This window comes from Cupriavidus gilardii (assembly GCF_013314895.1).
Taxonomy (GTDB): domain Bacteria; phylum Pseudomonadota; class Gammaproteobacteria; order Burkholderiales; family Burkholderiaceae; genus Cupriavidus; species Cupriavidus gilardii_C.
Genome location: NZ_JABTYE010000010.1, coordinates 13176 through 29551, shown reverse-complemented (window position 1 = coordinate 29551; position 16376 = coordinate 13176). Strand labels below are relative to the sequence as shown.

Annotated in this window: 13 protein-coding genes; 5 read left to right on the top strand and 8 right to left on the bottom strand. The window is 69.1% G+C overall.

Annotated features, from left to right (window positions below; genetic code table 11):
- Nucleotides 1-4: 4 nt before the first annotated feature.
- Nucleotides 5-1153, bottom strand: a complete 1149-nt coding sequence (locus tag HTY53_RS11730) for a glycosyltransferase family 4 protein (RefSeq protein WP_254599929.1) — start codon at nt 1151-1153, stop codon at nt 5-7.
- Between the two features lie 382 nt (nt 1154-1535).
- Here HTY53_RS11730 and HTY53_RS11725 point away from each other — a divergent pair, with 382 nt between their 5' ends.
- From HTY53_RS11725 to HTY53_RS11710, 4 genes are all read left to right on the top strand, one after another.
- A complete protein-coding gene (locus HTY53_RS11725; RefSeq protein WP_174106758.1) occupies nt 1536-2921 on the top strand; it encodes a phosphomannomutase/phosphoglucomutase in 1386 nt (461 codons plus the stop codon).
- Complete coding sequence (gene waaC / locus HTY53_RS11720; RefSeq protein WP_174106757.1) at nt 2902-4032, top strand: lipopolysaccharide heptosyltransferase I; 1131 nt, start codon at nt 2902-2904, stop codon at nt 4030-4032. Before HTY53_RS11725 ends, waaC begins: the two co-directional genes overlap by 20 nt.
- A 2-nt stretch (nt 4033-4034) precedes the next feature.
- On the top strand, nt 4035-5417 hold the full coding sequence (gene waaA, locus HTY53_RS11715; RefSeq protein WP_174106874.1) for a lipid IV(A) 3-deoxy-D-manno-octulosonic acid transferase: 1383 nt from the start codon (nt 4035-4037) through the stop codon (nt 5415-5417).
- 121 nt (nt 5418-5538) lie between these two features.
- Complete coding sequence (locus HTY53_RS11710) at nt 5539-6366, top strand: META and DUF4377 domain-containing protein (protein WP_254599922.1); 828 nt, start codon at nt 5539-5541, stop codon at nt 6364-6366.
- 199 nt (nt 6367-6565) lie between these two features.
- On the opposite strand, the gene HTY53_RS11705 is transcribed toward HTY53_RS11710, so the two are convergent.
- From HTY53_RS11705 to HTY53_RS11675, 7 genes are all read right to left on the bottom strand, one after another.
- The gene (locus tag HTY53_RS11705; RefSeq protein WP_174106756.1) at nt 6566-7729 is read right to left on the bottom strand and encodes an AAA family ATPase; all 1164 of its coding nucleotides are present in this window, start codon (nt 7727-7729) and stop codon (nt 6566-6568) included.
- Between the two features lie 41 nt (nt 7730-7770).
- Nucleotides 7771-9291 carry a TolC family outer membrane protein gene (locus tag HTY53_RS11700; protein ID WP_254599921.1) on the bottom strand — a complete coding sequence of 507 codons (1521 nt, stop codon included), beginning with the start codon at nt 9289-9291 and terminating at the stop codon, nt 7771-7773.
- A gap of 48 nt (nt 9292-9339) precedes the next feature.
- Nucleotides 9340-9666, bottom strand: coding sequence for a rhodanese-like domain-containing protein (locus HTY53_RS11695; RefSeq protein ID WP_174106755.1), 327 nt, complete (start codon nt 9664-9666; stop codon nt 9340-9342).
- A gap of 13 nt (nt 9667-9679) precedes the next feature.
- Nucleotides 9680-10333 carry a protein-L-isoaspartate O-methyltransferase family protein gene (locus tag HTY53_RS11690; RefSeq protein WP_174106754.1) on the bottom strand — a complete coding sequence of 218 codons (654 nt, stop codon included), beginning with the start codon at nt 10331-10333 and terminating at the stop codon, nt 9680-9682.
- 168 nt (nt 10334-10501) lie between these two features.
- The gene (locus HTY53_RS11685; protein ID WP_174106753.1) at nt 10502-13744 is read right to left on the bottom strand and encodes an efflux RND transporter permease subunit; all 3243 of its coding nucleotides are present in this window, start codon (nt 13742-13744) and stop codon (nt 10502-10504) included.
- A 19-nt stretch (nt 13745-13763) separates the two neighbouring features.
- The gene (locus tag HTY53_RS11680) at nt 13764-14882 is read right to left on the bottom strand and encodes an efflux RND transporter periplasmic adaptor subunit (RefSeq protein ID WP_438820951.1); all 1119 of its coding nucleotides are present in this window, start codon (nt 14880-14882) and stop codon (nt 13764-13766) included.
- Between the two features lie 8 nt (nt 14883-14890).
- A complete protein-coding gene (locus HTY53_RS11675; RefSeq protein WP_438820949.1) occupies nt 14891-15808 on the bottom strand; it encodes a TetR/AcrR family transcriptional regulator in 918 nt (305 codons plus the stop codon).
- A 262-nt stretch (nt 15809-16070) separates the two neighbouring features.
- On the opposite strand from HTY53_RS11675, the gene HTY53_RS11670 reads away from it, so the two are divergent.
- Entirely contained in the window at nt 16071-16361 is a 291-nt protein-coding gene (locus HTY53_RS11670; protein WP_174106751.1) for a YkgJ family cysteine cluster protein, read from the top strand.
- Nucleotides 16362-16376 lie beyond the last annotated feature (15 nt).

Below are 16376 nucleotides of genomic sequence, written 5' to 3'. Positions count from 1 at the left end.
CCCCTCAGACCCTGTCCCGGGCCAGCGGCCCGGTAGCGCCCGCGGGGGCGGGCAGAAGCCGACTGTAGATCGACCAGGTCGCATCGGCCATCGCCGTCACGCCATAGTGAAGCGACCAGCGTTGGCGTGCGGCCGTCCCGAGCGACATCCGCAGCGTGGCGTCGCTGGCCAGCCGCGTCAGCGCATCGGCCAGCGCCGGTACGCTGTCCGGCTTGCACAGCAGTCCGCAGCGGCCGTCGTCGAGCTGTTCGCGGATACCGGGCAAATCGGTGGCGACGACCGGCAGGCCGGCGCGCATCGCTTCCAGAATCGACAGCGGAAAGCCCTCGTGGTCCGAGGCCAGCACGAAGGCCTGGGCCGATGCCAGCAGCGCGGGCACCGCCGCGACGTTGCCGGGGAGCACCACGCGGCCGGGGGCAAGCCGTTCGGCAAGCGCCCGCATGGCCGGCAGTTGCGGGCCATCGCCGGCGATCACCAGTTCGCAGCCGGCCAGCGCGGAACCGGCCAGTTGGGCGAAGGCGCGGATCAGCAGATCGGGCCGCTTCGGGGCGGCAAAGCGTGCAACCATCACGATGCGATGCATTGGGGCGCCAGCGTCCGCGCGCTCGGGGACATCGGCGATGCCGTTGTGGATCACGGCGATCCGCCGGGCCGGCAGGGGCAGGCGCCGCGCCAGTTCGCGCTCGGCCTGCGCCACGCAGATCAGCCGCGCGGTCAGCGGGGCCAGCAGCCATTCGGCTACGCGAGCCGCGAGCCGTTGCCGGCGCGGCGCGGCGGGCTTGAAGCCGAAGCCGTGCACGGTATAGACGACCGGGATGCCGAGCAGCCAACCGGCCAGTCGCCCCAGGGCACCCGCCTTGGCGCTGTGTGCATGGATCAGGTCCGGATCCGCCTCGCGCAAAGCCCGCATCAGTTCGTGCAGCGCAGCGGCCGCGCGCACGGGCGACAGCGCGTTGTCGAGCAGGGACAGGCGGATGGTCTGGGCGCCGAGCGCCTGGGCGACGGTCAGCAGCGGGCCGTCGCCCCCGGCCAGCACGATGGCTTGCACACGGTCGCCTAGCGCCTCCAGCAGCGTGGCCACGTGGGCCTGCGCGCCGCCGATCTCCGAATTGGTGATCAGGTAGGCGATGCGGGGCCGCCCGGCCTGTTGCATATCCGCGGGCAGGGCGGATGAAGGCAAGGGCTGGGGCTCGGACAAACGCGTGGACCGGCGCAGGGACCGGCGCGCCGGAAAATGGGGAAACGAGCGCGGCGACAAGGGCACGGTGGCAGGAGGGCGCGATATCGGAAATGGCGGCCAATTGGCGCCCAACTGGCGGCCAAAATTGCGGCGGGCGTTGCAGCAAATCATGCGTGCGATGGCGTGTGTCAGGACACCGAACTGCCCGGCCGAACCGATTATAACTGCCGTGCCTGATCGCAATCCGGCAAAATACAGGTTTTGGCGCGCCGTTTCGGGCACATGGCAGGGCATACGAACTGCCTGGTTGCCTGCCCTTGGCGGGCGCCCGCTCCCTTCACTTCCAGGAAGCTGCATGCAAATCGACCCCTCCATCTTCAAGGCTTACGACATCCGCGGCATCGTCGGCAAGACCCTGACTCGCGACGTCGCCCGTGCCATTGGCCTGTCCTTCGGTTCCGCTGCCGCCGAGGCCGGCGAGACCGCGGTCGTCGTCGGCCGCGACGGGCGCCTGTCCGGACCGGATCTGCTGTCGGCGCTGGTCGAGGGCCTGCGCGCCGCCGGCATGGACGTGATCGACCTCGGCATGGTCGCCACGCCGATGGTGTACTTCGGTACCAATATCGAACTCGCCGGCCGCCGCGCGACCTCCGGCATCATGGTCACCGGCAGCCATAACCCGCCCGATTACAACGGCTTCAAGATGGTGCTGGCCGGCAAGGCGATCTACGGCGAGCAGATCCAGGGCCTGCGCCAGCGCATCGTCGACGAGCGCTTTGCCAGCGGTGCGGGCGCCTACCAGCAGGTCGACATCCGCCAGCAGTATCTGGACCGCATCGCCAGCGACGTGAAGCTGGCGCGGCCGATGAAGATCGCGCTGGATGCGGGCAACGGCGTGGCCGGCGCCTTCGTCGGCGATCTGTTCCGTGCGCTGGGCTGCGAAGTGACCGAGCTGTTCTGCGACGTCGATGGCAACTTCCCCAACCACCATCCCGACCCGGCGCATCTGGAGAACCTGCAGGACCTGATGCGGTGCCTGCGTGAGACGGACAACGAGCTGGGCCTGGCCTTCGACGGCGACGGCGACCGGCTCGGCGTGGTCACCAAGGACGGCCAGGTCATCTTCCCCGATCGCCAGCTGATGCTGTTCGCGCAGGAGATCCTGTCGCACAATCCCGGCCAGCAGATCATCTACGACGTCAAGTGCACCGGCAAGCTGGCCCCGTGGATCCGCGAGCATGGGGGCGAGCCGCTGATGTGGAAGACCGGCCATTCGCTGGTCAAGGCCAAGCTGAAGGAAACCGGCGCGCCGATCGCCGGCGAGATGAGCGGCCACGTGTTCTTCAAGGATCGCTGGTACGGCTTCGACGACGGCCTCTACACCGGCGCGCGCCTGCTCGAAATCCTGTCGCGGCATGACGATCCCAGCGCGGTGCTCAACGCGCTGCCCAATTCCCTCTGCACGCCCGAGCTGCAGCTCAAGTGCGCCGAGGGCGAGCCCTTCACGCTGCTCGACAAGATCCGCGCCAATGCCAGGTTCGAAGGCGCGCGCGAGGTCATCACGATCGACGGCGTGCGGGTCGAATATCCCGACGGTTTCGGGCTGGCCCGTCCGTCGAACACCACGCCCGTGGTGGTGATGCGCTTCGAGGCCGATAACGACGCCGCGCTGGCCCGCATTCAGGCGGAGTTCAAGCGCGTGATCCTGGCCGAGAAGCCGGATGCCCAGCTGCCGTTCTGAGCGGATGCCGGTCGAACCGGCAGTTCCGTTGCAGGACAGCGCCGCCGCCGAAGCGATCGAGGTTGCCGGCATGCCGCGCCCGCTGGGCGTGCGCATGCCGGAGCGGCCGCGCATCCTGGTGGTCAAGGTGTCCTCGCTTGGCGACGTCGTGCACAACATGCCGTTGATCCACGATCTGCGCGCGCGCTGGCCCGGTTGCGAGATCGACTGGGTGGTCGAGGAGGGCTATGTCGAACTGGTGCGTCTGCTGCCGCAGGTGCGGCGCGTGATTCCATTCGCGCTGCGGCGCTGGCGCAAGGGGCTGTTCTCCGGCGCGGTGTGGGGCGAGTTGGCGGCTTTCCGTCGCGCGCTGCGCGAGGACGCCTACGACGCGGTGATCGAGACGCAGGGTCTGCTGAAGACCGCGGTGGTCTCTCGCATCGCACGCCGCCATGCGGGCGCACCGGTGATCGGCCTGGCCAATGCGACGCAGGGCTCGGGCTACGAACCGGCCTCGCGGCTGTTCTACACCGATCCGGTCCAGGTTCCGCTGCAGACCCATTCGGTGAGGCGCTCGCGCCTGCTCGGTGCCGCGCTGACCGGCGTGGCCCCGGCCGAGCCGCCGCGCTTCTTTGGCGACGAGGCGCGCCTGCTGCATGCCAACGATCCGCTGTGGTCGGACCTGCCGACGCGCTACGCGGTGTGCTTCCATGCGACCGCCGGCGCGAAGAAGCGCTGGCCGCTGGAACACTGGCATGAGCTTGGCCGGCGGCTGTTCGCCGAGGGGTTGGCGGTGATGCTGCCCTGGGGCAACGAGGCGGAGCGGCATGCCGCCGAGCGCATCGCCGCCGGTGTGCCCGGCTCGCGCGTGCTGCCGCGCTTCACGGTGATGCAGGGCTTCGGCCTGATCAATCGCGCCGAACTGGTGGTCGGTGTCGACACGGGCCTGGTGCATATCGCCGCGGCGCTGTGCCGGCCGACCGTGGAAATCTATACCGCGACCTGGCGCTGGAAGACCGAGGGCTATTGGTCGCCGCGCATCGCCAATGTCGGCGACGACGGCGAGGCGCCGACGGTCGAGGAGGTCCATGCCGCGGCGCGCCGCGTGCGCGGGCTTGGACGGGAAGGCTGATGCTGTTGCGTGTTCTGTACAACCTGGCCTGGGGTTTGATCCTGCCGGCCGCACTGGCACGGCTGGCGTGGCGCGCGCGCAAGGAGCCCGGCTATCTGCGGCACGTCGGCGAACGGCTCGGGCGCTACGATGGGCTGCCGACGCAGGGCCCGTGGATCTGGGTTCATGCGGTCTCCGTCGGCGAAACGCGCGCCGCGCAACCGCTGATCGCGCGGCTGCTGGCCGCCTATCCCGGCCATCGCATCGTGCTGACCCATATGACACCGACCGGCCGCCAGACCGGCGCCGAGTTGTTCGGCAAGGAGCCGCGGCTGGTGCAGTGCTACCTGCCGTACGACGTGCCGGCGCTGGTGCGGCGTTTCCTGGCGCATTTCCGGCCGGAGGCCGGCATGCTGATGGAGACCGAGGTCTGGCCGAACCTGGTGCGCGGTGCGCGCCTGGCTGGCGTGCCGCTGTATCTGGTCAATGCCCGGCTGTCGCCACGCAGCTTCCGCCGTACCGCGCGCTTCGGGCGCGCCGCGGCCGCGATGTATGCGGACTTTACCGAGGTGCTGGCGCAGACCCAGGGCGATGCGGAACGCTTTCGGGCGCTGGGCGTGGCGGCGGTGCGCGTGACCGGCAATCTGAAGTTCGACATGCAGCCATCGGCCGAACAGATCGAGCGCGGACGACGGCTGCGCCGGGCCTTCGGCACGCGGCCGGTGTTGGCCGCGGCGAGCACGCGCGAGGGCGAGGAAGCGATGTTGCTGGACGCGCTTTCGCGCTGGCGCAAGCTGTGCGGCGAGGTGTGGGGCAAGGGTTCGGGCGACCAGCGTCCGCCGGCGCTGCTGCTGGTGCCGCGCCACCCGCAGCGCTTCGATGCGGTGGCGGCGATGGTCACGCAGACCGGCTTCACGCTGCAGCGCCGCAGTGCGCTGAGCGAGGATCAGCTCGATCAGCCGATCGAGGCCGACGTGCTGCTGGGCGATTCGATGGGCGAGATGGCCATGTATTTCGCGGCATCGGATGTCGCCTTTATCGGCGGCAGCCTGCTGCCGCTGGGCGGTCAGAACCTGATCGAGGCCTGCGCCGTCGGCACGCCGGTGCTGATCGGCCCGCATACCTTCAATTTCGCCCAGGCCACCGACGACGCGATCGCCGCCGGTGCCTGCCTGCGGGTCGACAGTGCCGAGCAGCTGATGCATACCGCCGCGGTGCTGCTGTCCGATCGCGAGCGGCTGGCGCGCATGCAGACGCAGGCGCGCGCCTTTGCCGGCGAGCATCGCGGCGCGACTTCGCGCACGGTCGAGGCATTGGTGCCCGCGCTGCCCGCGCCCGCCAGGACCGGCGATGCCGGCGATGCAGCCGACGGGTCCGCGCCGGCCGCAAGCCCGGGCACTCGCTGATCCCGGCCACGTCAAAACGATTGCGTACACTTCGTACACTTGCCGGGCGTGTCCGGCATTCTCTTTGCTTCGGGATGCATGATCGTCTTCGATGCATCCCGCCAACCCGAGGAGCGAACCGATGTCCCTGTCCTTCCGCATGGGTACCGCCGCCGCGGCCGCAGCGCTGCTGGGCGCGGCGATGACCGGCTGCGCCACCGCGCCGGCCCCCGACTCGCCGTCGGCGACGCCGACCTTGAGCGAGACCCGACCCGGCGGTCCCAGCCGCTGGGAGCTGGTGCGCTGGCAGATGCCCGACGGCTCGCTGAAACAGATCCCGCACGGCGATAACGGCGAGCCGGTGCTGTTCGAGTTCAACGCCGGCATCGATGCGGCGCAAGGCACGGTGACTGGCAACACCGGTTGCAACCGCATGACCGGCAGCTACGGCAAGACCGACAGCGGCATGCGCTTCGATCGCGTCGCCACCACGCGCCGCGCTTGCCCCGCGCCGCTGATGGAGGTGGAAAACGGCCTGCTGAAGGCCATGCAGTCGCCGTTCACGACGGTCGGCACGCAGCCGTCCGCAGGCTCCACCGGTCGTCAGATCATCTGGAAGACCGCCGATGGCGATCTGCTGCATTTTGTCGAGCGCGAGGGCGTGGGCCGTCGCGGCGAGCGGCTCGACGACCAGCAGGCCAAGGCCGCGCCTGGCGTCGAGAAGATCGTCTATATCGACTCGCAGCGGGTCGAATGCACGGGCGTCGGCAAGCAGACCTGCTATCGCTTCCGCGAAGATCCCAATGGCGCCTGGCAGCTGTGGTACGGACCCATCGAAGGGCTCGACTTCGAACCCGGCATCGCCTACACGCTGCGCGTGCGCGAGTACCGCGTGCCCAATCCCCCGGCCGACGCATCGACGATCCGGTGGGAGCTGCTGGAGGTGCAGCGGCGTACGCGGGCCAATTGAAGCGAAGCTATCTTTACCGTGGGCGGTAGCGAACCACCCTTCTCACCGGCCTTGTCCCCCTGAGGGATGGACAGAGGGAGAGAGGGAGAGAGGGAGAGAGGGGGCACCCAACCGGCATCACGCTAGCCGCTGCTGATTCTCCCCTCTCCCGCTTGCGGGAGAGGGGCCGGGGGAGAGGGCAGCAGTGCCCCAATCTCCGCTAACGCGGCAACCAGCTCCACGCCGGCCGCTGCAGATCGCTGAGGCCCGCAACCTGCGTCTGCCCCAGCTGCTTCTCCAGCACGATCGACTGGCTGTCGGGCTGCTGCTCGAGCGCCGCGATCAGCCGGGCCGCATGCGAAACCACGATGACCTGCGAGCGTTGCGCGGCCTTGCCGATCATGCGGCCCAGCGCCGGCAGCAGATCGGCATGCAGGCTCGTCTCGGGTTCGTTGAGCACCAGCAGTTCCGGCGGGCGGGGCGTATGCAGGGCCGCCGCCAGCAGCAGATAGCGCAGCGTGCCGTCGGACAGCTCCGCGGCGCGCAGTGGCCGCAGCATGCCGGGCTGCCACAGCAGCAGCTCGAAACGGCCGTCCTGCGCGCCGATCTCGATGCGCGAGCCCGGAAACGCATCGTCGATGCATTCGTTCAAGGCCTCCCGATCGCCGATCTCGCGGATCGTCTGCAGCGCCGCGGCCAGATCGCGGCCATCGTCCGACAGCACCGGCGTATGCGTGCCGACCTGCGGCTGGCGTGCCAGCGCATCGGCATCGGTACGGAAATGATCGTAGAAACGCCATGAGCGGACCTGCTCGCGCACGGTCAGCATCTCAGGCGTGCTGCGGCGGTCCGCGTATTCGGTCAGCATGCTGTCGAAGCCGCGCAAGGGCAGCGGCAGGCTTTGCCACCGCCCCTTGTCGTCGCGCGCCCGCACGGCCGCGCCGCGCCGGTCGACCAGCAGCGAAGACGGATGCGGCGACTCGCCATGCCAGATGGATTCGCGCTTGATGTCCGGGTCCAGCGTGAATATCGAATCGATCGCCTGCCGCAGCCCGAGTTCGATCGCATAACCGAACTCGTCCGAGGCGAAGCCCAGTCGCAGCGCCACGGGATGCTGGCGCACCGTGCCCTGCACCGGCTGTTCGCCGCGCAGCATCGCCCGGGAGATCGTTTCGGGGCCGGCCCACAGCGTCGATTGCATGCCGCCTTCACGCGCCAGCGCCGCCACCACACCGCCTTGCGCAGTCGCGGCCAGCAGCCGCAGCGCACGATACAGATTCGACTTGCCGGTTCCGTTCTGGCCGCTGACCACATTGAGCCGCCCCAGCGGCATGACGAGCTCGCGGATGGAGCGGTAGTTGGCGATGGCGAGGGTGGTGATCATACCGGTGGCCTACGCTGCGTTGCGCTGCCGGACAGATCTGCTTAACCGCGCTTTGCCGTCCGCGCCGGTTTCGCCCCCGGCGCCGCCGCCTTCGGCGGCTCGGGCAGCTTGTACATCGAGCCCGGGGGCAAGGTCAGCAGCGTGTTGATCTGCACCAGGTCGTCTTCGCTGAGCGAGCCGGTGGCGGCCTTCAGGCGCAGGCCGTTCATGATGGTGTCGTAGCGCGCGCGGGCGAGGTCGCGGCGGGTCGAGAACAGCTGGGCCTCGGCGTTCAGCACGTCGATGTTGATGCGCACCCCCACCTCGTAGCCGAGCCGGTTCGATTCCACCGCGGTCTGCGCCGAGCGTTCCGCGGCCTCCAGCGCGCGCACCTGGGCCAGTCCGTTGGACACGCCGGAGAAGGTCTGCCGCGCGTTCTGCGCCGCGGTGCGGCGGGCGAATTCGAGGTCGCTGGCGGCGCGGTCTGCCAGCGCCAGCGTTTCGCGCGCACGGGACTGGATCTGGCCGCCGGCGTAGATCGGAATGGTCAGCTGCACGCCGATCTGCGCGCTGTTGTAGCGGCTGGCGACATTGACCTGCTGCTGTATCAGGCCGGATGAATCCTGATAGCCGTACGAGGCCACCAGATCGACCGAAGGCAGATGGCCGGCACGCGCCTTGTTGTATTCGCGCTGCGCCGTTTCGAGGTTGTAGCGGGCCAGGCTGACCTGCGGATTCGTCAGTTCGGCCTGCTGCGCCCACAGATTGACGTCGGCCGGCTGCGGGCCCGGGATATCGGCCGCCGGGCGCAGCCCCATCAATTCGTCGACCGGTCTGCCGGTGATCTGCTGCAGCGTCGCGCGCCGGACTTCGAGCTCGTTCTGCGCGGCGATCTCGGTCGAGACGGCAAGGTCATAGCGGGCCTGCGCGTCGTTGGTGTCGGTGATGGTGGCGGTGCCGACCTCGAAATTGCGCTTGGCTTGCTCGAGCTGCTCGGCGATCGCGCGCTTTTGCGCGCCGGCCAGATACAGGTTGTCCTGCGCGGCCAACACGTCGAAATAGGCCTGCGCGGTGCGCGTGATCAGGTCCAGTTGCGCCTGGCTGAAGGTGACTTCGCCTGCCAGCGCGGCCAGTTCGCCCTGCTTGTAGGTTTCCCAGCGGTCCCAGCGGAACAGCGGCTGGGTCAGCTGCAGCGCCCAGTTCTTGTTGTTGAGGAAGCGGTTGGCGTCGATCGGCGCGCTCTGGTCGATCTTGGTGCGCGTGACGCCGGCCACGCCATTGATCTGCGGCAGCAGGCCGGCACGGCCTTGCGGCAACCGTTCCTGCGAGGCGGCAAGCTGGGCGCGCGCGCTGGCGAACTGGGCGTCGTTGGACTGCGCTTCGCGATAGACCTGCAGCAGGTCGGCCGCGCCGGCCGGCAAGGGCAGCAGGGCGGCCAGGCACAGCGCCAAGGCGACGCCGGAGATGGCGCCCGGCAGGCCCTGTGGACGACGATCCCGCAGACCGTCCGACAGGCCCTCGGACACACCATTCGACGCAACAGCATGCGCGGCACTCCGCGCGGGACACAGCGCAAACCTCATGACGTCTCCAGCTTGTCGGACGCGGCGCGGCCGACGGTTAGCGTCCGCTCAGTACTTCGGCATCGCGGGATCGACCTGCTCGGCCCACGCATGCACGCCGCCGCTCAGGTTGTAGACCTTGCCGAAGCCGTGCTGCCGCTCCAGGAAGTTGGCCACCTGCATGCTGCGGCCGCCGTGATGGCAGACGCAGACGACTTCGGCGTCCGGGTCGAGCTCCGCCGCCCGCGCGACGATCTGGCCCATCGGGATATGCGTGATGCCGGGCAGCGCGCAGGTCTGGACTTCCCAGTCCTCGCGCACGTCGAGCAGCACCGGCTTGGCGCGGTTGGGGTCGCCCAGCCATTGGGACAACTCGGTGGCGGTAATTTGCTGCATGGTGGTTTCCGGCTCAGAACTGGAAGCGCGACGGCGCCTTGACGCCGGTCAGCGGGGCGACCGCGGTCTCGAACAGATTGACGGTCTGGTATTCGGTCTCGGACACGCGCGTGATCAGCTGCGCTTCCATCACGGGCAGCGTGCCGACGAAGGCGGCGATGCGCCCGCCGACCTTGATCTGCGACAGGATCGCTTCGGGCACCACCGGCAGCGAGCCCGAGATGCAGATCACGTCGTACGGGGCGCCGGCGGGCCAGCCTTCGGCGGCGTTGCCCTCGGCGACCTCGACATTGACGATGCCGGCCCTGGAGAGGTTCTCGCGGGCCAGCGCGGCCAGCTCGGGGCGGATGTCGACGGTCAGCACGTGGCGGGCGCGATGGGCCAGCAGCGCGGCCATGTAACCGGAACCCGCGCCGATCTCCAGCACGTTCTCGTGCTTGCGCACGCCCAGCTCCTGCAGCACGCGGGCCTCGACGCGCGGGGCCAGCATGTTCTGACCGCCCGGCAGCGGGATTTCCGTGTCGACGAAGGCCAGCGCCTGGTAGGCCGTGGGCACGAACTGCTCGCGCTTGACCACGGCCAGCAGGTCGAGGATTTCCTGATCCAGCACGTCCCAGGGCCGGATCTGCTGTTCGATCATGTTGAATCGGGCTTTTTCGAGGTCCATCTTGCCTTCCTTGCTATGCCAACCGCTATGTGTTTCGTGTTCCGGCCGCGCGGTGCCTCGGGCCGGGGAATTCCGTCAAACCCGACATTTTAACTCCCCGGCGTGACGCCGGGGCATCCGACCGGAGCGGGGGGGGGGCGGCATGCACGGCGCTGGTGCATCGGGCCGTCATTCCGCGCTCGCCGGCCGCCCGTGGGCCGGCGAGGCCGGGTCGGCGGCGGGGGCGTGGTCTGTTTCCGCGGCCGCTTCGGCCTCGCCCTGCGATGCCGGCGTTGCCGCCTCGCCACGCCAGCGCCGCGCCAGCCAGGCCCCCAGATCGTCCAGGTAGGTGTAGATCACCGGCACTACCACCAGCGTCAGGATCGACGACGTGATGATGCCGCCGATTACCGTCTGTCCCATCGGTGCGCGCTGCTCGGCGCCTTCGCCAAGGCTGAAGGCCAGCGGCACCATGCCGAAGATCATGGCCAGCGTGGTCATCAGGATCGGGCGCAGCCGCACGCGGGCGGCCTCGACCAGCGCGGCCTCGCGCGACAGCGGCGCCTTGCCATGCTCGCCGCGCCTGGCCTGGTTGGCGAAGTCCACCAGCAGGATCGCGTTCTTGGTGACCAGGCCCATCAGCATGATGAAGCCGATGATCGAGAACATGTTCAGCGTCGAGCCGAACAGCAGCAGCGCCGCGAACACGCCGATCAGCGTCAGCGGCAGCGACGTCATGATGGCGATCGGCTGGAAGAAGCTGGCGAACTGCGAGGCCAGGATCATGTAGATGAAGATCACCGCCAGCGCGAGCGCCGACACCGCGTAGCCGAACGATTCGTTCATCGACTTGGTCGAGCCGCCGAAGCGGTACTTGTAGCCGACCGGCCAGGTCATGCCGTCGAGCGCATGCTGGATGTCGCGCGCCACCTCGCCCTGCGACCGTCCGGCCGTATTCGCGGTCAGCTCCACCTCGCGATTGAGGTCGCGGCGGCTGATCTGGTTGGCGCCGGTGGTCGGCACCAGCTCGGCGATCTGGCGCAGCGGCACCATCCTGGGCGAGCCGTCGGGGTTGGTTTGCGTGCTGGCGATCATCAGCGCGGACAGGTCCGCCATGCCGGTGCGCGCGTCCTTCGGCAGCCGCACGCGCACGTCGTAGTTCTCGTCGTCCGGCGCGCGCCAGCTGCTGATCGCATCGCCCGCCAGCAGCGGCCGCAAGGCATTGCCGATCTGCGTGATGCCGATGCCCAGATCCGAGGCCAGCTCGCGACGGATGCGCACCTCCACCGTGGGGCGATCGTCCTTCATGCTCGAATCGAGATCGACCAGCCCCGGAATCGCCCGCATCCGGCGCGACGCCTCCTCCGACAGCCGCTTCAGTTCGCCGAGGTCGTCGCCCTGCAGCGAGACCTGGATCGCCTTCTGCCCCCCGGCGCCATCGGGCATGCCGACCATCGTCAGCGTGATGCCGGCGATGCGGTTCATCCGCTCGCGGATCAAGGGATTGAGCTCGGCGGTGGTCCGCTCGCGCTGCTTGCGGTCGACCAGCCGGACCGATACCAGCGCATTGTTGCGGCCCGACGTGTTGCCGGCATTGATGGTGGCGTAGGTGTAGGCGACCTCCGGGAATTCGCGCAGCGCGGCCTCGACCTGCCGCACCTTGGCCTCGGTGACCTCCAGCGCCGTGCCGACCGGCGTGGTAAAGCCGATCTGCGTCTCGCCCAGGTCGGCGTTCGGCACGAACTCGGTACCGATCAGCGGCACCAGCGCGAAGCTGCCGAAGAAGGTCGCCACGGCGATCAGCGCCGTCGCCAGCCGGTGCTTCAGCGCCCAGCCCAGCATCGCGCCGTAGCCGTGGCCGAGCGCGTCCATCCGCGCCGAGAACCAGTCCAGCAGCCGGCCGATGCTGCGTCCGTACCAGCTGCGCTTGTTGCCGGTGCCGTGCAGGTCCGGATCGTGCCAGACCGAGGACAGCATCGGGTCCAGCGTGAACGACACGAACATCGAGATCATCACCGCGGCGACCACGGTGATGCCGAACTGATGGAAGAAGCGGCCGATGATGCCGCCCATGAAGCCGACCGGCAGGAACACCGCGACGATCGAGAAGGTCGTCGCCAGCACCGCCAGGCCGATCTCCTCGGTGCCGTCGAGCGCCGCGGCGCGGTGGTTCTTGCCCATCAGGTTGTGCCGCACGATGTTCTCGCGCACCACGATGGCGTCGTCGATCAGCAGGCCGACGCACAGCGACAGCGCCATCAGCGTGATCACGTTCAGCGTGAAGCCGAACAGGTACATCACGCCGAAGGTGCCGATCAGCGCGATCGGCAGCGTCAGGCCGGTGATCACCGTGCTGCGCCACGAGCCGAGGAACAGGAAGACGATCGCCACCGTCAGGAAGGCGCCTTCGAGCAGCGTCGAGCGGACCTCGTCGACGCTGCGCCGGATGCCGCGCGCGCTGTCGTTGATCACGGTCAGCTGCACGCCGGCGGGCACCAGCTTGCGCACCTCGTCGGTCATGCGGATCAGGCCGTCGACCGTATCGACGGTGTTCTGCCCCTGCGCCTTGACCACCGACAGAAACAGCGCGCGCTTGCCGCCCAGCAGTGCCAGGCTCTCCTGTTCCTGCTCGCCGTCGCGCACCTCGGCAACCTGCTCGAGCGTGACCGGCTGATTGCCGCGACGCGCGACGATGATCTGCCTGAACGCGGCCGGATCGACCACGCGGCCCTTGATCTGCACCACGGTCTCGGTCGCCGACGAACGCAGCTCGCCCGCCGGCAGCTCCTGGTTCTCGTTGCGGATCGCGTTCATCACCTGATCGACGCCGATACCCAGCGCTTCGAGCTGGGCGGGGCGGATGCGGATCTCGATCTCGCGCTTGGTGCCGCCGACGATGCTGATCGCGCCGACGCCGCGCACCGTCTCCAGCCGCTTGCGCACGATCTGGTCGGCGATGGTGGTCAGCTCGCGCTGGCTGCGCGCGGAGCCGGGCGCGTTCGATACCGACAGATGGAAGATCGGCGCGTCCGACGGGTCGTAGCGCAGCACGCGCGGCTCTTCCACTTCGTCGCGAAATTGCGGGCGGATCAGCGCGATCTTGTCGCGCACGTCCTGCGCGGCCTGCGCCACGTCGACCGACAGGTCGAACTTGATCACGACCACCGAGGTGCCCTGGTACGAGTGCGAGAAGATCTCGTCGATGCCCGAGATCGTATTGACGATCTCCTCGACCTTGCGCGTGACGTCGGACTCGACCGATTCGGGCGGCGCGCCCGGGTATTCGGTCTGCACCACGACGATCGGGAAGGTGATGTCCGGAAACTGGTCGACCGGCAGCCGCTGATACGAGAACAGCCCGATCACGATGAAGGCCATCATCATCATGGTGGCCATCACCGGGTTGCGGATCGACAGACGCGTGAACCACATGATCGGGCGCTCCGCTCGTTCAGGCCTTGATCAGGCGAACCTGACTGCCGACCCGCAAGGTGCCGAGGTTGCTGCGCACGACCTGCGCGCCGCTGGCCAGGCCGCCGGCGATCTCGACCAGCCCGGTGCTGTCGTCGCGAATGCCCAGTTGCACCGGCCGCTCGGCCAGCACGCCGTTCTCGACCACATAGACGAAGGCGCGCTCGCCCTCGGTGCGCACCGCGGTGATCGGCACCGACACCACACCGGTACGCTGCCCCAGCACCAGGCCGCCCTGGGCGAACATGCCGGCGCGCAGCCGATGCTCGGGGTTGTCGACGCGGACATAGACCATGATGCTGCGCGTGCCCTGCGTGACCGCCGGATTGATGCGCACCAGCTTGCCTTCGAAGCGGCCCGCGCCCTCGACGTCCAGCTGCACCGGCTGGCCGATCGCCACGCGCCCGACATCGGCCATCGGCACCGGCGCTTCCAGTTCGAGCACGCGCAGGTCCACCACCTCGAGCAGTGCCGTGTCCGGCGACACCTTCTCGCCGGGCTGCACCGAGCGCACCGCGACCATGCCGTCCAGCGGCGACTTGACCACGGTATCGGCCAGCGCCTTCTGCGCGACCGCCAGCCCGCCCTCGGCCGCATCGAGATTGGCCTTGGCCACGTCGAGCTCGGACTGGAACTTGTCGAACGCGGTCTTCGAGATGAAGCCGCGCCCGACCAGGTCGCGATTGCGCTCGTACGTCTGCCGCGCATTCTCGTACTGGCCGCGCTGGGCCAGCATCTGTCCGCGCGCCTGCGTGACCTTGGCCTGGTATTCGGTCGGATCGATGCGCACGATGACCTGACCGGCGCGCACCGGCTCCCCCTCGCGCACCAGCACGTCGCGCACCTCGCCCGAGACCTTCGCCTTGACGGCAGCCTGGTTCAGCGCGCGCAGGCTGCCCGACAACGGCAGGGTCACGCGCAGATCGTGGGTGCCGGCGGCGACCACGTCGGTCTGCAGCAGCTCGACCACATTGGCTGCCGGAGCAGTGGCCGCCGCGGCCGGCGGCTGCTTGCTGCCGCTGGCCTTGCGCACCATGGCGCCGGCGCCGAGCAGCACGGCCAGGCCCAACACCGCGAGCAGCAGCTTGTTACGCGAGATCTTCATCGTCAGGGGGCACGGCCGGTGCGGCGGCGCTTCGGTTTCGGTTCGTTCGGTTCGGCAGAGACGGCCGGGGCCGGGCGGCCGTTGGCGTGCGCGGCGGAATCGGCCGGCGCGTCGCCTTGCGATCGGGCCTGGGCCTGCACCTGCTGCATCTCGTCGCGGATTTGTTCCCAGACATAGGGCCCGACCTGCGGCGGCAGCGGCGTATCGCGGGCGGCGCCCGCGGTCAGGCCGAACAGCAGCACCTGCAGCAGGTTGTCGAGAAACGCCTCGGGATCGATGTCCCGGTCGGAGCCGATGCTGAACGCGCGCTGCCACAGCATCAGAAACACCAGCGGGGCACAGATCAGCGTGGTGGTCGGATTGGCGGGCAACGCGCGGAATTCCCCGCGGGCGACGCCGCGTGCCAGCACGCGCGCGAACAGCTCGTCGCCTGGCACCATCACTTCTTCGTGGTAGAAGCGGGCGATATCGGGGAAGTTGGCGGATTCGGCCATGATCAGCTTGGTCAGGCCCGCCACCGGCGTCGCCCCGATCAGGCCCCACCAGCCGCGCAGCAGTTCGCGCAGCAGCTCCGGGGTGGAGCCCTCATAGGTGTCGACCAGATCGGTGCCGCGCACCAGCGCCGGCACCAGGTTTTCGCGCACGACGGTCTTGAACAGTTCCTGCTTGTTGGCGAAGTACAGATAGACCGTACCCTTCGACACGCCGGCCGCGGCGGCGACGTCCTCGAGCCGCGTGGCCGCGTAGCCGCGCTCGACAAACAGCTCGAGCGCGGCCGCCACCAGCTCCTGCGGACGGGCGGATTTGCGGCGCGACCAGCGTCGCGCTTCGGGCGCGCCGTGGATTTCGCTGGCGCTCGGGCTTTCTGCCGCGTCGGACGGCGTCGCGGCATCGAGGCGGTGGGCTTGGGGTGGGTTCACTGCAGGCGGGGCGCCGCGCCGAGGCGGGCGGCGAAGTTAATAACCGATGGGTCAGTAATGTAGTGTGCGGTCCGGGAGCGGTCAAGCGCGGCGCCGGCCGGCGGCCGGGCATGAGGACCGTGGGTGACCGGGGGCGACAGCGGATGTGGGCCGGAACACAGGCCCCGGCGATGCGCTGGTGCACAATGGCGGCTTTGGCGCCGGTCGGCGGAGTGAACGCGACCTCGGCCGGATTCCCGCCAAAGCGTTCTGAACCATTGCGATGCCCTGCCAGTCTGACGTTTCCTGCCGTGCCGGTTGCGGCGCTTGCTGTATCGCGCCGTCGATCGCCTCGCCCCTGCCGGGCATGCCCCACGGCAAGCCGGCCGGCGTGCCGTGCGCGCAATTGCTGCCCGATATGCGCTGCGCGGTGTTCGGCCGCCCCGAGCGGCCCGCCTTCTGCGGCGGCCTGCAGCCGTCGGCGGAGATGTGCGGCGAATCGCGCGAGGCGGCGCTGCACTGGCTGACGCAACTTGAGGTCGCGACCGCGCCGGCATCGGCCCGGGGCGCCTGACCCCAACCTGGAGAC